The sequence below is a fragment of the Janibacter massiliensis genome (assembly GCF_900289115.1).
GTDB classification, from domain to species: domain Bacteria; phylum Actinomycetota; class Actinomycetes; order Actinomycetales; family Dermatophilaceae; genus Janibacter_A; species Janibacter_A massiliensis.
In genome coordinates this window covers 313,488-326,380 of the sequence record NZ_LT985196.1, presented here as the reverse complement: position 1 = coordinate 326,380, position 12,893 = coordinate 313,488, and the positions used below count along the sequence as shown (strand labels likewise).

Here is a 12,893-nt window from a genome sequence, read left to right as displayed (position 1 = left end):
ATCCTAGCTCCCGCGACCCCCGAAAGAGGTGCGGACCGCGCTGGCCACGTCGGGTACCTCGACCACGGTGAGCCCGTGCGGGACGGGCTCGCTCCCCCTCACGCCGGGGGGCACGAGCGCGCGGGTGAATCCGAGCCGCGCGGCCTCGGCGATCCGGCGCGCGACGCCGGTCGCAGGACGGACCTCCCCGGCGAGCCCGACCTCACCCAGGGCGACGGTCCCGGCCGGCAGCGGCTGGTCGCGCAGGGATGAGGCGAGGGCGAGGGCGACGGCGAGGTCGGAGGCGGGTTCGGTGACGCGGACGCCGCCGACCGTCGAGAGGTAGATATCGTGCTTGCCCAGCGGAGCGCCGGCGCGCCGGTCGAGGACGGCGGTGATCATCGAGACCCGTGCCGCGTCGAGGCCGGAGGTCGCCCGCCGTGGAGTGGGGATCTGCGACGGTGCGACGAGGGCCTGCACCTCGGTGACGAGGGGGCGGCGCCCCTCGAGGGTGATGGTGACGCAGGTGCCGGGAACCTGGGTCGTCCGCTGCGAGAGGAACAGCCCGCTCGGGTCGGCCAGACCGGTGATGCCCGCGTCCGACAGGTCGAAGCAGCCGACCTCGTCGGTGGGGCCGTAGCGGTTCTTCACCGCCCGCACGAGCCGCAGCCGCGAGTGCCGGTCGCCCTCGAACTGGACGACGACGTCGACGAGGTGCTCAAGCACGCGGGGGCCGGCGATCGAGCCTTCCTTCGTCACGTGACCCACGAGGAGCATCGCGGTGTCGGTGGACTTTGCGGACTGGATGAGCGCTGCCGCGACCTCGCGGACCTGCCCGACGTTGCCGGGCGAGCCGTCGACCTCGCTCGAGGCGATCGTCTGGACGGAGTCGACGACGACGAGGTCCGGGGCGAGGCGTTCGATCTGCCTGAGGACGGCGCCGAGGTCGTGCTCGGAGGCGAGATAGAGGCCGTCGGCGAGCGCGCCGATCCGTTCGGCGCGCGACCGGACCTGGGCGGCCGTCTCCTCGCCGGAGACGTAGAGGACCGTGCGGCCCTCGGTGGCGGCGCGGGCGGCGACGTCGAGCAGGAGGGTCGACTTGCCGATGCCCGGTTCTCCGGCGACGAGGACGACGGCCCCGGCGACGAGGCCGCCGCCGAGGACACGGTCGAACTCCCCGACGCCGGTCGGGCGGGCCTGCGCCCGGGCGCCGTCGATCTGTGCGATCGGCACAGCGGGGGTGGCGACGTGCCGTGCCGGTGCCGTGCGAGCGACGGTGGGTCCGCCCGCCTCGACGACCGTCCCCCACGCCTGGCACTCGCCGCAGCGACCGACCCACTTCACACTCGTCCACCCGCACTCGGTGCAGCGGTACCCGGAGCGGGTGGTCTTCGTCGCCATGCGCAGGAGGCTAGGTCAGGGGTGCGACAACGCCGCGCGCGTCGAGACCGCCCCTCGCGCGCCGGAGGACGAGGCCGGACGAACCGCACTGACGCCCGGCCGAGGCGAGCCGGCGGTCAGCCCGCGATGACCACCGTGACCGTCTCGGCCACGCAGGCCGGCTTGGCCGCGCCCTCGAGCTCGACCGTGACCGTGGTCAGCAGGTTCGCGCCACGGGCGTTGCGCTCGACGCCGCTGATGGTGACGTGCCCGCGGACGCGGGACCCGACCGGGACGGGCGTGGGAAAACGCACCTTGTTCGAGCCGTAGTTGAGGGCCGCGGAGACACCGGTGAGCTCGTACACCTGCCAGACCATCGACGGCACGAGGCTGAGCGTGAGGTAACCGTGGGCGATGGTCCCGCCGAACGGGCCGTCCTTCGCCCGCTCGGGATCGACGTGGATCCACTGGTGGTCGCCGGTCGCGTCGGCGAAGGCGTCGATCTGCTCCTGCGTGATCGTGTGCCACTCGCTCGCGCCGAGATCCTCCCCGACTGCCGCCTCGATCTCGTCGATTCCGTTGAAGGACCGCATGCCGCCGACCCTATCGCCGCAGCAGCCGATGGACCCGGGCGAGCCAGTGCGCGGGGTCGGCCAGGTCGCCCCACGTGACTCGCACGACCGGATGGCCGAGGGCGCGGATCCGGTCCTCTCGCCGCTTCTCCGCGACCAGCGCGCGGCGTCCCTCGGCACCCTCGTACTTCACCGCCCCGTCGAACTCGACCACGACGTGCTCGACCATGAGGTCGATCCGCCCGACGAACCCGCGCGCGTCTCGCAGCTCGACCTGGGATCGCACCGGCCGGGCAAGGGTGCGCAGCGCCAGACGGGTCCGGGTCTCGCCGACCGACTCCGCCCCGGGGTCGGTCGCTCCGACCGCCGCCGCAGCTCGGGTGCGGCGGGCCCGTGGCAGGAGACCGGCCGCGGCGTCGAGATCGGCGCGCGTGACCAGCCGCCGGTTCAGTGCGGCGTCCATCGCCACGACCGCTGCGACGTGCGAGGACGCGGCGAGCTGCACACAGGCGAGCGCAGGCGGGACGAACCGCTGCGGGTACGGCCCACCCGGGGGCATCGGGCGGATACGCAGGTCGCCCCGGCGGGTGGTGCTGCTGATCGCTCCGGCCAGGTCGACGACGGAAAGGTCGACGTCGAACAGCGGGAGCCCGTGCAGCGCCGCGGCGGACTGGTGCGTGGCGATGACCTGCGGGTGGGTCATCAGCGCAGCGCGGACCCGGCGGACGAGCTCGAGGGTGGGCCGCGCGGGCCCGTCGTCCACGATCGGGCGCGCAAAGACGCCGCGGCGCACGCGCTCGATCTCCCCGGTCCGCACGAGGCGCGCCAGGTCGGCCGGCATCACCCCGACGGATTCCGCCTGCCGCCGCAGGACGAGGCCGCGTTGGAGGTCGAGGAACGGGGTCAGGCGTGGGTCCACGTCCGCAGGCTCGCCGCCCGGGGGCAGGCGGGCGAGCGGACCGGTGACGCTGTGGATCGCTGGCGGGGGCGCGCGCCCCTGGGGACGTCGAAACCGCGACGGGTTTGGCGAAGCGCGACGGGTTCGAACGGGGCGGGGCTCGCCAAACCCGTCGCGATTCGGGCAGGCACCGCCCAGGCCCGGTTCGGGGGACCGGGTTACCGCGCCGCCAGGGTCGCCGGGTGCACCAGCAGCGGCAGCAGACGCCGCCCGCCGGGCCGGGCGCGTGCTGCGTCGACGAGCGCCAGGTGCGCCTCGCAGTGCTGCACGAGGACGTCGTACCCTGCCCGGCCCATGAGCTCGATCAGCCCCGGCCCCTCGGTCAGGTACACCGGGTCGGCGGCGACGTGCGCATCCGGGCTGCCGGAGCAGTACCAGTCGAGGTCGTGCCCGCCCGGCCCCCAGCCGCGTCGGTCGTACTCGCCGATGCTCACCTCGAGGTACTCCGTGCCGTCGGGCAGCTCGACCTCCCGGTAGGTCCGGCGGATCGGCAGCTGCCAGCAGACGTCCGGCTTCACCGTGTGCGGCTCGACGCCGACGAGCCCGGCGTGCTGGTGCAGCGCGCAGCCGGCACCCGCGGGAAACCCCGGTCTGTTGAGGAAGATGCACGCCCCGTCGACGACCCGCGTCTTGCGCGCGCCGTCCTCCTTCTCGGTCCACGTCGACCGCGCGAGACGACCCTCCGGGCGCAGCTGCCACTCGTCGGGGCCCAGCTCCGCGGCCGCCGCCGCGACCCGCTCGACGTCGTCGTCGTCGGTGAAGTGGGCGCCGAGCACGCAGCACCCGAAGTCGGGCAGCTCGGCATCGATGCCGTGGCAACCGGTCCCGAAGACGCACGTCCAGCGGGAGGTCAGCCACGTCAGGTCGCACCGGAACCGCTGGCCCTCGTCTGCCGGATCCGCGAACTCCACCCACGTCCGGGGAGCGTCGAGGGGGGTCTCGGTCACCGGCCCACAGTACGCACGCCGCGGCGCCGTTCTACGCTTGGGGATCATGCGCCTGGGAGTCATCGACGTCGGGTCGAACACCGTCCACCTGCTCGTCGTCGACGCCCACCCCGGCGCCCAGCCGCTGCCGGCGACCTCGCACAAGATCGAGCTGCGGCTGTCCGAGCACGTCGAGGACGACGGCCGCATCTCCGACGGCGGGCGTGACCGGCTCGCAGAGTTCGTCATCGAGTGCTTGGAGGTCGCCGAGGAGCGGGGCGTCGAGGAGGTCGTCGCGTTCGCCACGTCGGCGATCCGCGAGGCCCCCAACGGTGCCGAGGTCCTCGAGGCGGTCCGTGATCGCACGGGGGTCGAGCTGCGCGTGCTCTCGGGCGAGATGGAGTCGCGGCTGACCTTCCTCGCCGTCCGCCGGTGGTTCGGCTGGAGCAGCGGACGACTGCTCGTCATCGACATCGGCGGCGGCTCGCTCGAGATCGCCGTCGGCATCGACGAGGACCCCGACGTCGCCATCTCCCTCCCGCTCGGCGCCGGGCGGGTCACGCGCGACCTACTCGCAGGCGACCCGCCGGACGCCGCCCAGGTCAAGGCCGCCCGCAAGCACGCCCGGGCGACGATCGCGAGCGAGATCCGGGACATCGCCCGTGCGGGAAAGGTCGACCACGTCGTCGGCACGAGCAAGACGATGCGCACCCTGGCTCGGCTCAACGGCGCCGCACCCAGCGGCGAGGGCCCCTACGTCCCGCGGATCCTCCGCGCGAGCGACGTCAGCTCGACGATCTCCCGGCTCGCCGGCCTCACCGCCGCCGAGCGCGCCGAGCTGCCGGGGATCAGCGAGTCCCGCGCGGCGCAGAGCCTCGCCGGTGCGATCGTCGCCGAGGCCGCGATGGACCTCCTGGGCGTCGAGGAGCTCGAGATCTGCCCGTGGGCGCTGCGCGAGGGCGTCATCCTCCGCCGGCTCGACCGGATGAACATCCCCGACTGAGGGACCGGCCGGGACCGCGCCCCCGAGGTGGGCCCGACCCCCGTCGTACGCTCGATCCCATGCCCGCGCCCGCCCACGGCATCCCCGGAGCCGACATCGCCGTCACCCTCTCGACGGCCTCGGTCTACCCGGCCAGTGCGGAGGTGGCGTTCTCGCTCGCCGCCCGACTGGGGTACGACGGCATCGAGGTCATGGTGTGGACGGACCCGGCCACGCAGGACGCGACCCGGCTGCGGCAGCTCGTCGAGGAGCACGGCGTCCCCGTCCACTCGATCCACGCACCGACCCTCCTGCTCACGCAGCGCGTCATGGGCATCGACCCGTGGGGCAAGGTCGACCGCTCCATCGAGCTCGCCCAGGAGGTGGGCGCGACGGTCGTCGTCCTCCACCCGCCCTTCCGGTGGCAGAAGGCGTACGCCGAGCACTTCGTCGACGGCGTGGCGACCCGTGAGCACGACAGCGGGTTGTGCCTGGCCGTCGAGAACATGTTCCCGTGGACGGCCGGGCGCGGCACCGTCCAGGCGTACCTGCCGCACTGGGACCCGGTGCCGCAGCCGTACGACCACGTGACGATGGACCTGTCCCACACGGCGACCGCGCGCAGCGACGCGATGGCGATGGTCCACGCCCTCGGCGACCGGCTGGCCCACGTCCACCTCGCGGACGGCTCGGGCTCGACGACCCTCAAGGACGAGCACCTCCCACCGGGGCGGGGGAACCAGCCGTGCGCGGAGTTCCTCGAGCACATCGCGCAGAGCGGCTACGCCGGTGCGGTCGCGCTCGAGGTGGGGACCCGGCGGCAGGACCGGACGGGGCGCGAGGCCGCCCTCGCGGAGTCCCTCGCCTTCGCCCGTGACCACCTGGCCGCGGGTCTGGCCCGGTCCACGTCGTGAGCCGGGAACCAGGCCGCGTGGACCATCCGGTCCAGGGCCTTCTCCATGCGGGTGCCGGACGTCACGGCATAGGGTGACGGCCGTGTCGATCCCGAGCTCCGTCGCCGCGCGCTTCGTCGCCGGGCCCGAGGTCCGCGACGCGATCGCCGTCGCGGCGCGGCTGCGTGAGACGAACCGGATGACCGCGCTGCTCCCGCTCACCGCCGAGGACACCGACCGCTTCGCCGCCCACCTCATGGGCACCCTCCCGGCGCTCGCGGCCAACCCGCTGCCCGGTCCGCGCGCCTTCGACCTCACGCTGTCCGCGGCCGGCCTCACCGTCCAGGAGGTCGCGACGATCGTCGGCCACGCCGCGCGGGCCGACGTGACGGTGACGCTCTCCCCGGTGGGCCACCGCGACGTCGACGACCTGCTCGCCCTCGCCGAGGGGGTCCGCCGGGAGCACGAGACGATCGGGGTCGCGATCGACGCCAGCCTGCACCGCAGCGACCGGGACTGCCTCGAGCTCGCGGAGCAGGGCGCCCGGGTCCGCCTGCTGCGCCGCACGGAGTCCGCCCCGCGCTCGGTCGCCTGGCAGGACCCGAACGAGATCGATCTCGCGTTCGCCCGCTGCCTGCGAGCCCTCGTGCCCGCCCCCGGCTACCTCGCGGTGGCGACGTGGCAGCAGCGCCTCATCGACGTCACCGGCAGCGTCGCCGCGCTCCACGACCGCGACCCGGCGACGTTCGAGTACACCCTCCCGCTCGGGGTGCGGGCCGACGAGCAGCGACGGATCGCCGACGCCGGTCAGCAGCTGCGGGTCCTCGTGCCCTACGGTCCGCGGTGGCGGCCCTACGTCCGCGAGCGGATGGCCGAGCGCCCCCGGGCGGGCGTCCAGGCGGTGTGGCGTTCGGTCCGACCCCGCTCGGCGCCGATCATCGACGAGAGCTGAGGAGCACCATGAGCACACGGATCGCCCTGCACGGCGGCGGGATGATGGGCGGGGCGATCCTCGCCGGCATCCTGCGGGGCTCGAGCAGCCCGGACGAGATAAGCGTGGTCGAGGCATCCTCGGAGCGCGCCGACCTCCTGAGGCAGCGGTACGGGGTGGCGGTGGTCGGCCCCGACGCGCTCGCCGACGTCGCTGCGGCCGCCATCCACGTCGTCGCCGTCAAGCCGCACCACGCCCCGGGCGTCCTGCGCGCACTGGCCCCCCATCTGAGCGACGGCGCGCTCGTCGTGTCCGTCGTCGCCGGCCTCACGACCGACACCCTCGAGCGGGACCTGCCCGCGGGCACCCCCGTCGTCCGGGTCATGCCGAACACCCCGGCGCTCGTCGGTGCCGGTGCCGCGGCGACGAGTCGCGGCGCCCACGCGACGGCCGAGCACGCCGCCACCGTCGCCGACCTGCTCGCCGGCACCGGCCTGGTCGTCGAGGTCCCCGAGGCCCAGCTGAACGCCGTCACGGCGCTGTCGGGGTCCGGCCCGGCGTACGTCTTCGCGGTCGTCGAGGCCCTCGTCGACGGCGGTGTCCTCCTCGGGCTGCCCCGGCCGACCGCGACCCGCCTGGCCGTGCAGACCCTCCGCGGCGCGGCGGCGATGCTCGAGGAGACCGGCGAGCACCCGACGATCCTGCGCGAGCAGGTGACCTCGCCGGGCGGCACCACCGCGGCCGCCCTGCGCGAGCTCGAGGAGTACGGTCTCAATGCCGCTTTCCTCACCGCGATGCGCGCCAACGTCGACCGGTCGGAGGAGATCGCCGCCGCCAACGAGGACTGATCGGCGCCCGCCGCGTGAGACGGCTCACAGCGGCGTGAACTCTCGGTGACCGAGGCTCCCCGGACGTGCCACCTCACCCCCCGACGTGGGACAGTGACCGTATGTCCGAGAACGACACCGCCGAGCAGGGACGGCCAGTGATCGAGGTGCGCACGCTCGCCGAGGACGAGTGGGCGACGTACCGCGAGGTCCGGCTGCGCGCTCTCAAGGAATCGCCCGAGGCCTTCGCCGCCGACCTCGAGGACGAGGCCGAGTACGACGAGGAGTTCTGGCGCTCCCGGATGAACCGCTCCCGCCGCCTCCTCGCCGAGGTCGACGGGCAGGTCGTCGGGGTCGTCTCCGTCGGGGACGACTCGACCGACGACGAGCCGGCCACCGGCGAGCTCTTCGGCCTGTGGGTGACTCCGGAGTGGCGTGGTCGGTCCGTGGCCGCCGCCCTCGTCCGTGAGGGCGCCCAGCGGGCGCTCGCCGACGGCATGCGCCAGCTCTCGTACTGGGTCGGCACGGACAACGGACGGGCCGTCGCGTTCGCCAGCTCGTTCGGCTTCCGGCCGACCGACGACCGACGCGCCATGGGCGGCGACGCCCCGGTCCCGGGCGACGAGCAGATCGAGGGCGAGGAGGAGTCGCGCTTCGTCCTCGCGCTCGGCTGACGCGCCCGGGCACCACCGCGCCCGGGCGACGCACGCGTCGGAGACACCTGCCGGGCCGGCTCCCGGAGTAGCGTGACGCGCATGCCCGCCCGCACCTGCGTCATCTGGGGACCGGAGTTCACCCGGTACGACTTCGGCGACGGCCATCCCATGGCGCCCATCCGGATCGACCTCACCGCCCGGCTCTGCGAGTCGTTCGGCGTCTTCGACGGCATCGAGGTGATCGACCCGGGCGTCGCCGACGACGACCTCCTCGCGACCGTCCACGACCGCGACTACATCGCGGCGGTACGCCGGGCCTCGGAGGACCCCGAGCACGGCGCCGACCCCGCTCGCGGGCTGGGGACCGAGGACGTCCCGGTGTTCCGTGGGATGCACGAGGCGTCGGCGCGCTTGGCCGCCGGCACCCGGATAGCCGCGGAGCGGGTGTGGACCGGCGCGACCGAGCACGCGGTGAACTTCACCGGCGGCATGCACCACGCGATGCCCGACAGGGCGTCGGGATTCTGCGTCTACAACGACGTCGCCATCGGCATCCAGTGGCTCCTCGACCAGGGAGTCGAGCGGGTCGCGTACGTCGACGTCGACGTCCATCACGGGGACGGCGTCGAGAAGATCTTCTGGGACGACCCCCGCGTCCTCACCTGTTCGGTCCACCAGAACGGCCGGACCCTCTTTCCCGGCACGGGCTGGCCGGGGGACATCGGCGGCGCCGGCGCCGAGGGCACCGCGCTCAACGTCGCGCTGCCGCCGGGGACGACCGACAGCCAGTGGCTGCGCGCGATCCAGTCGACGGTCGGGCAGGTCGTGCGCGACTTCGCCCCGCAGGTCCTCGTCACCCAGCACGGCTGCGACAGCCACATGGACGACCCGCTCGCCCATCTCGCGATCTCCGTCGACGCGCAGCGGTACGCCATGGACGTGCTGCACCGGCTGGCGCACGAGGCCGCGGGCGGCCGGTGGATCGCCGTCGGTGGCGGCGGGGACGAGGTCGTCCAGGGAGTCCCGCGGAGCTGGGCCCACCTCGGGGCCGGCAGCCGGCACGAGCCGATCCACGTCTCGACCCCGACCCCTCAGGCCTGGCGCGACCAGGTCCACGAGCTCACGGACCAGGACGCGCCCACCCGGATGGGCGACCTGCCGCCGGGGGAGTGGCCGATCTGGGTCCAGCCGTGGGAGATGGGGTACAACCCGCACAGCGAGGTCGACCGGGCCATCATGGCGACGCGCCAGAGCGTCTTCCCGCTCCACGGCATGGACCCGTACTTCGGTTGATCGACGCCCCAGCGGATCACTTTCGGCGTTACCGGCGTGTCGGCTGGACGTGACCTGATCGTTTCCTCCGTTCGACTTCCCAGCCGTCACAGGAACCCCTATGGTTGCGCCTGCACGCATGCAGAAGTCCACCGGCGGACCGTCCGGGCTGCACGCAGGTAGAAGCCCGAGGTCGTCCATGTCGCAGGAGCGTCAGCTCGCCGAGGTCAAGTTCCTCACGGTCGCGGAGGTCGCCTCGATCATGCGTGTCTCGAAGATGACGGTGTACCGGATGGTCCACGCCGGAGAGCTGCCCGCCGTCCGGGTCGGGCGGTCCTTCCGGGTCCCCGAGGACGCCGTCCACCAGTACCTGCGCGGCTCGTTCGTCGAGACTGCCTGAGCGGTCGGATTCGGCCCCGTCGCGGTCCGCGAGTACGATTGCCGGTCTGACCTTCGTCGCCGGCACCGGCGGCGCAGCCCGGACCACCACCGAACGATCGAGGGACACGCATGGGTTCTGTCATCAAGAAGCGGCGCAAGCGCATGGCGAAGAAGAAGCACCGCAAGCTGCTGCGCAAGACCCGCCACCAGCGCCGCAACAAGAAGTGACCCGCCGCCCCGCCTGACCGGGGCCGTGCGCGAGGGGCCCTGCCGACGCCGGCGGGGCCCCTCGGGCGCCCCGGTGGTCACAGATGTGTCGCGAGTCTCGCGCAGGAGGGCGCTCCGGACCCGCCCGCGTGGTTACTCTCGGGTCGCATCATCCGATCGAGACCGCGTCCTCGCGTGAAGGCGGTGCCCATGGGAGACGTCGTCCTCCTCACCGGGGTGTCCCAGCACCTCGGCGGAGCCTTCGCGCGCGCTCTCTCGCGCCATGAGTCGATCACGCGGATCATCGCGGTCGACGTCGTCCCGCCCCGGCACGCGATCGGGCGGGCCGAGTTCGTCCGAGCGGACATCCGCAGCCCGATGATCGGTCGGATCATCGCCGCGAACGACGTCGACACGGTCGTCCACATGAACGTCGTCGCGACGCCGCTGCAGACCGGCGGGCGGGTCGTGCAGAAGGAGATCAACGTCATCGGCACGATGCAGCTTCTCGCCGCGTGCCAGAAGGCGCCGTCCGTGCAGCGGCTGGTCGTGAAGTCGACGGCCGGCGTGTACGGATCGAGCCCGCGCGACCCGGCCATGTTCACCGAGGACATGGACGCGAAGGTCCTCCCGCGTGGCGGCTGGGCGAAGGACTCGGTCGAGGTCGAGGGGTACGTCCGCGGCTTCTCCCGCCGGCGGCCGGACGTCGACGTCGTGGTGCTCCGCTTCGCCAACGTCCTGGGCCCGAGCGTGCGCACCGCGATGACGGACTACTTCAGCATGCCGGTCGTGCCGATCCCGTTCGGCTTCGACGCCCGTCTCCAGTTCGTCCACGAGGACGACCTCGTGGCCGCGATGGTCGTCGCGACGACCGGTGACGCGACCGGCGCGATCAACGTCGCCGGTGACGGGGTGATCACCGCCAGCCAGGCGGCGAACCTCGCGGGCCGGCCGTTCGTCACGGTTCCCCAGATGACGACGGGCGCGGTGGTCGGCTGGGCGCGCCGCCTCGGTCTCATCGGGTACTCGCCCGACCAGATGCAGCTGCTCGCCTACGGGCGGGGCATCGACACGACGCGGATGCGGGAGGTGCTCGGTTTCGAGCCCGCGTACACGACCCGTGAGGCGTTCGAGGACTTCGCCGCCCACGTCGTGCGGCCCGTCCAGCGGGCCGCCCTGCTCGCGGGGGCGACGATGACGACGACCCAGGCGGTGGTCGGTGCCGCGACGAGCACCGTGCGCCGCCGCCTCGGACTGCGCGGGAGCGAGGCGTGATGGCAGAACCGACGAAGGCGGCGGCCAAGAAGGCGGCGGTCAAGAAGACGACCGCGAAGAAGGCGGCGACCACGAAGACGGCGGCCAAGAAGACGACCGCGACGACGAAGACGACCACGAAGAAGACCACCGCGACGAAGACGACCGCGAAGAAGCCCGCCGCGACGACTTCCGCGCGCCCGAAGCGTGCGTCGGTGGCCGCGGCGGCCGAGCGGGCCGGGGGCGAGCGCGCGCGTCGCCACCGCACGCCGCTCCTGCCGGAGGTGGACGCCCCTCGGCCCGTCGGGGCAACGGTCGGCGTCGAGCCCGAGGTCGTGCCCGCCCCCGACACCGCGCAGCGGCCGGCTCTGCGGATCGTCGAGGAGTCCGAGTCGATCCCGGACGGTCCGGTCTCCGGCGGGACGGCGGTCGTCCCGGGCGCGGCCCAGCTGGCCCAGCTCGGGCTCCTGGCCGGACAGCTCGCCTCCCGCCTGGCCGGCGAGGAGGGGGAGGACCTCGAGGACCGGCTCGCCGAGCTCGCCGGCTACCTCCGTCGGCGGATCTCGGGCCGGTACGAGGTCGACGAGTTCGGCTTCGACGAGAACTTCACGACGCACGCGTACTTCCCGTTGCTCCGCCTGCTCTACCGGCACTGGTTCCGGGTCGAGGTCCGCGGCATCGAGAACATCCCCGCCGACAGCGGCGCGCTCATCGTGAGCAACCACTCCGGCACCGTCGCGATCGACTCCCTCATGACGCAGCTGGCCGTCCACGACGAGACGCCGAACCACCGCTTCCTGCGGATGCTCGGGGCGGACCTCGTGTTCCGCACCCCGGTGCTGTCGGACGTCGCGCGCAAGACCGGCGCGACGCTCGCGACGAACCCCGACGCGACCCGCCTCCTGTCCGGCGGTCACCTCGTCGGCGTGTGGCCCGAGGGCTTCAAGGGCGTCGGCAAGCCGTTCAGCGAGCGCTACAAGCTCCAGCGGTTCGGCCGCGGGGGGTTCGTCTCGGCCGCCCTGCGTAGCCAGGTGCCGATCGTGCCGTGCTCGGTCGTCGGCGCCGAGGAGGCCTACCCGATGATCGGCAACCTCAAGACGGTCGCCCGGATCGCGGGGCTGCCCTACGCCCCGGTCACCCCGACGTTCCCCCTGCTCGGCCCCCTCGGGATGATCCCCCTGCCGAGCAAGTGGATCATCGAGTTCGGCGAGCCGGTGGACACCGCCTCCCTCGGGCCGGCGGCCGCCGACGACCCGATGCTCGTCTTCGACCTCACCGACCAGGTCCGCGAGACGATCCAGCAGACCCTCTACTCCCTGCTCATGGCCCGCCGGAGCGTGTTCTTCTGAGCCGCCGGGGCGAGCGTCCGCGGGTGGAGCTCCTCACCCGTGAGGGGTGCCACCTGTGCGCGGTCGTCGAGGAGACGGTCGCCGAGGTCTGCTGCGAGCGCGGCACGGGGTGGGTCGTCATCGACCTCGACCGGCAGGGTGACCCGGACCTGCTGGCCCGGTGGACCGACCTCGTGCCGGTCGTCCTCGTCGACGGGATCGAGGTCGCGCACTGGGAGCTCGACCCCCGGATCCTGCGGCGCGCGCTGGGGCGCCGCAGACGCCTGTGGCCCTTGTGACTTTGTGCATTCGTTCGCTGAAGCGATATCGTCACCTGAGCGCCGCGC

Annotated in this window: 15 protein-coding genes; 11 read left to right on the top strand and 4 right to left on the bottom strand. The window is 73.3% G+C overall.

What is annotated here, in order from left to right:
* Nucleotides 1-3: 3 nt before the first annotated feature.
* The 4 genes from radA to DAA34_RS01605 all read right to left on the bottom strand — a co-directional run bounded on the left by radA (nucleotide 4) and on the right by DAA34_RS01605 (nucleotide 3,836).
* Nucleotides 4-1,380 (bottom strand): DNA repair protein RadA, encoded by a 1,377-nt coding sequence (gene radA, locus DAA34_RS01620; protein ID WP_106817337.1) that lies wholly within the window; start codon nucleotides 1,378-1,380, stop codon nucleotides 4-6.
* A 116-nt stretch (nucleotides 1,381-1,496) separates the two neighbouring features.
* A complete protein-coding gene (locus tag DAA34_RS01615; protein WP_106817336.1) occupies nucleotides 1,497-1,952 on the bottom strand; it encodes a MaoC family dehydratase in 456 nt (151 codons plus the stop codon).
* Nucleotides 1,953-1,962: 10 nt separating this feature from the next.
* Nucleotides 1,963-2,850, bottom strand: coding sequence for a type IV toxin-antitoxin system AbiEi family antitoxin domain-containing protein (locus tag DAA34_RS12045; RefSeq protein WP_158707549.1), 888 nt, complete (start codon nucleotides 2,848-2,850; stop codon nucleotides 1,963-1,965).
* Nucleotides 2,851-3,047: 197 nt separating this feature from the next.
* Nucleotides 3,048-3,836, bottom strand: a complete 789-nt coding sequence (locus tag DAA34_RS01605; RefSeq protein WP_106817335.1) for a hypothetical protein — start codon at nucleotides 3,834-3,836, stop codon at nucleotides 3,048-3,050.
* Nucleotides 3,837-3,882: 46 nt separating this feature from the next.
* Here DAA34_RS01605 and DAA34_RS01600 point away from each other — a divergent pair, with 46 nt between their 5' ends.
* From DAA34_RS01600 to DAA34_RS01550, 11 genes are all read left to right on the top strand, one after another.
* The gene (locus DAA34_RS01600) at nucleotides 3,883-4,818 is read left to right on the top strand and encodes a Ppx/GppA phosphatase family protein (protein ID WP_106817334.1); all 936 of its coding nucleotides are present in this window, start codon (nucleotides 3,883-3,885) and stop codon (nucleotides 4,816-4,818) included.
* Nucleotides 4,819-4,877: 59 nt separating this feature from the next.
* A complete protein-coding gene (locus DAA34_RS01595) occupies nucleotides 4,878-5,711 on the top strand; it encodes a sugar phosphate isomerase/epimerase family protein (RefSeq protein ID WP_106817333.1) in 834 nt (277 codons plus the stop codon).
* A gap of 82 nt (nucleotides 5,712-5,793) precedes the next feature.
* On the top strand, nucleotides 5,794-6,642 hold the full coding sequence (locus DAA34_RS01590) for a proline dehydrogenase family protein (RefSeq protein ID WP_106817332.1): 849 nt from the start codon (nucleotides 5,794-5,796) through the stop codon (nucleotides 6,640-6,642).
* Nucleotides 6,643-6,650: 8 nt separating this feature from the next.
* A complete protein-coding gene (gene proC, locus DAA34_RS01585; RefSeq protein ID WP_106817331.1) occupies nucleotides 6,651-7,469 on the top strand; it encodes a pyrroline-5-carboxylate reductase in 819 nt (272 codons plus the stop codon).
* A 101-nt stretch (nucleotides 7,470-7,570) separates the two neighbouring features.
* On the top strand, nucleotides 7,571-8,122 hold the full coding sequence (locus DAA34_RS01580; protein ID WP_106817330.1) for a GNAT family N-acetyltransferase: 552 nt from the start codon (nucleotides 7,571-7,573) through the stop codon (nucleotides 8,120-8,122).
* Nucleotides 8,123-8,203: 81 nt separating this feature from the next.
* Nucleotides 8,204-9,397, top strand: coding sequence for an acetoin utilization protein AcuC (locus DAA34_RS01575; RefSeq protein ID WP_106817329.1), 1,194 nt, complete (start codon nucleotides 8,204-8,206; stop codon nucleotides 9,395-9,397).
* Between the two features lie 178 nt (nucleotides 9,398-9,575).
* Nucleotides 9,576-9,776: a helix-turn-helix domain-containing protein gene (locus DAA34_RS01570; RefSeq protein WP_106817328.1), complete on the top strand. Its 201-nt coding sequence runs from the start codon at nucleotides 9,576-9,578 to the stop codon at nucleotides 9,774-9,776.
* 110 nt (nucleotides 9,777-9,886) lie between these two features.
* Nucleotides 9,887-9,985, top strand: a complete 99-nt coding sequence (locus DAA34_RS01565; RefSeq protein ID WP_003792170.1) for a 30S ribosomal protein bS22 — start codon at nucleotides 9,887-9,889, stop codon at nucleotides 9,983-9,985.
* 189 nt (nucleotides 9,986-10,174) lie between these two features.
* Nucleotides 10,175-11,239, top strand: a complete 1,065-nt coding sequence (locus DAA34_RS01560; protein ID WP_106817327.1) for an NAD-dependent epimerase/dehydratase family protein — start codon at nucleotides 10,175-10,177, stop codon at nucleotides 11,237-11,239.
* Nucleotides 11,239-12,567 carry a lysophospholipid acyltransferase family protein gene (locus tag DAA34_RS01555; RefSeq protein ID WP_106817326.1) on the top strand — a complete coding sequence of 443 codons (1,329 nt, stop codon included), beginning with the start codon at nucleotides 11,239-11,241 and terminating at the stop codon, nucleotides 12,565-12,567. Before DAA34_RS01560 ends, DAA34_RS01555 begins: the two co-directional genes overlap by 1 nt.
* Before the next feature lie 23 nt (nucleotides 12,568-12,590).
* On the top strand, nucleotides 12,591-12,845 hold the full coding sequence (locus DAA34_RS01550; protein WP_234354058.1) for a glutaredoxin family protein: 255 nt from the start codon (nucleotides 12,591-12,593) through the stop codon (nucleotides 12,843-12,845).
* Nucleotides 12,846-12,893: the final 48 nt, after the last annotated feature.

Excerpts from the sequence above, each read along its gene's own strand:
- radA (WP_106817337.1), bottom strand. The coding sequence starts at position 1,380 with ATGGCGACGAAGACCACCCGCTCCGGGTACCGCTGCACCGAGTGCGGG.
- DAA34_RS01615 (WP_106817336.1), bottom strand. The coding sequence starts at position 1,952 with ATGCGGTCCTTCAACGGAATCGACGAGATCGAGGCGGCAGTCGGGGAG.
- DAA34_RS01600 (WP_106817334.1), top strand. The coding sequence starts at position 3,883 with ATGCGCCTGGGAGTCATCGACGTCGGGTCGAACACCGTCCACCTGCTC.
- DAA34_RS01595 (WP_106817333.1), top strand. The coding sequence starts at position 4,878 with ATGCCCGCGCCCGCCCACGGCATCCCCGGAGCCGACATCGCCGTCACC.
- proC (WP_106817331.1), top strand. The coding sequence starts at position 6,651 with ATGAGCACACGGATCGCCCTGCACGGCGGCGGGATGATGGGCGGGGCG.
- DAA34_RS01580 (WP_106817330.1), top strand. The coding sequence starts at position 7,571 with ATGTCCGAGAACGACACCGCCGAGCAGGGACGGCCAGTGATCGAGGTG.
- DAA34_RS01575 (WP_106817329.1), top strand. The coding sequence starts at position 8,204 with ATGCCCGCCCGCACCTGCGTCATCTGGGGACCGGAGTTCACCCGGTAC.
- DAA34_RS01570 (WP_106817328.1), top strand. The coding sequence starts at position 9,576 with ATGTCGCAGGAGCGTCAGCTCGCCGAGGTCAAGTTCCTCACGGTCGCG.
- DAA34_RS01565 (WP_003792170.1), top strand. The coding sequence starts at position 9,887 with ATGGGTTCTGTCATCAAGAAGCGGCGCAAGCGCATGGCGAAGAAGAAG.
- DAA34_RS01560 (WP_106817327.1), top strand. The coding sequence starts at position 10,175 with ATGGGAGACGTCGTCCTCCTCACCGGGGTGTCCCAGCACCTCGGCGGA.
- DAA34_RS01555 (WP_106817326.1), top strand. The coding sequence starts at position 11,239 with ATGGCAGAACCGACGAAGGCGGCGGCCAAGAAGGCGGCGGTCAAGAAG.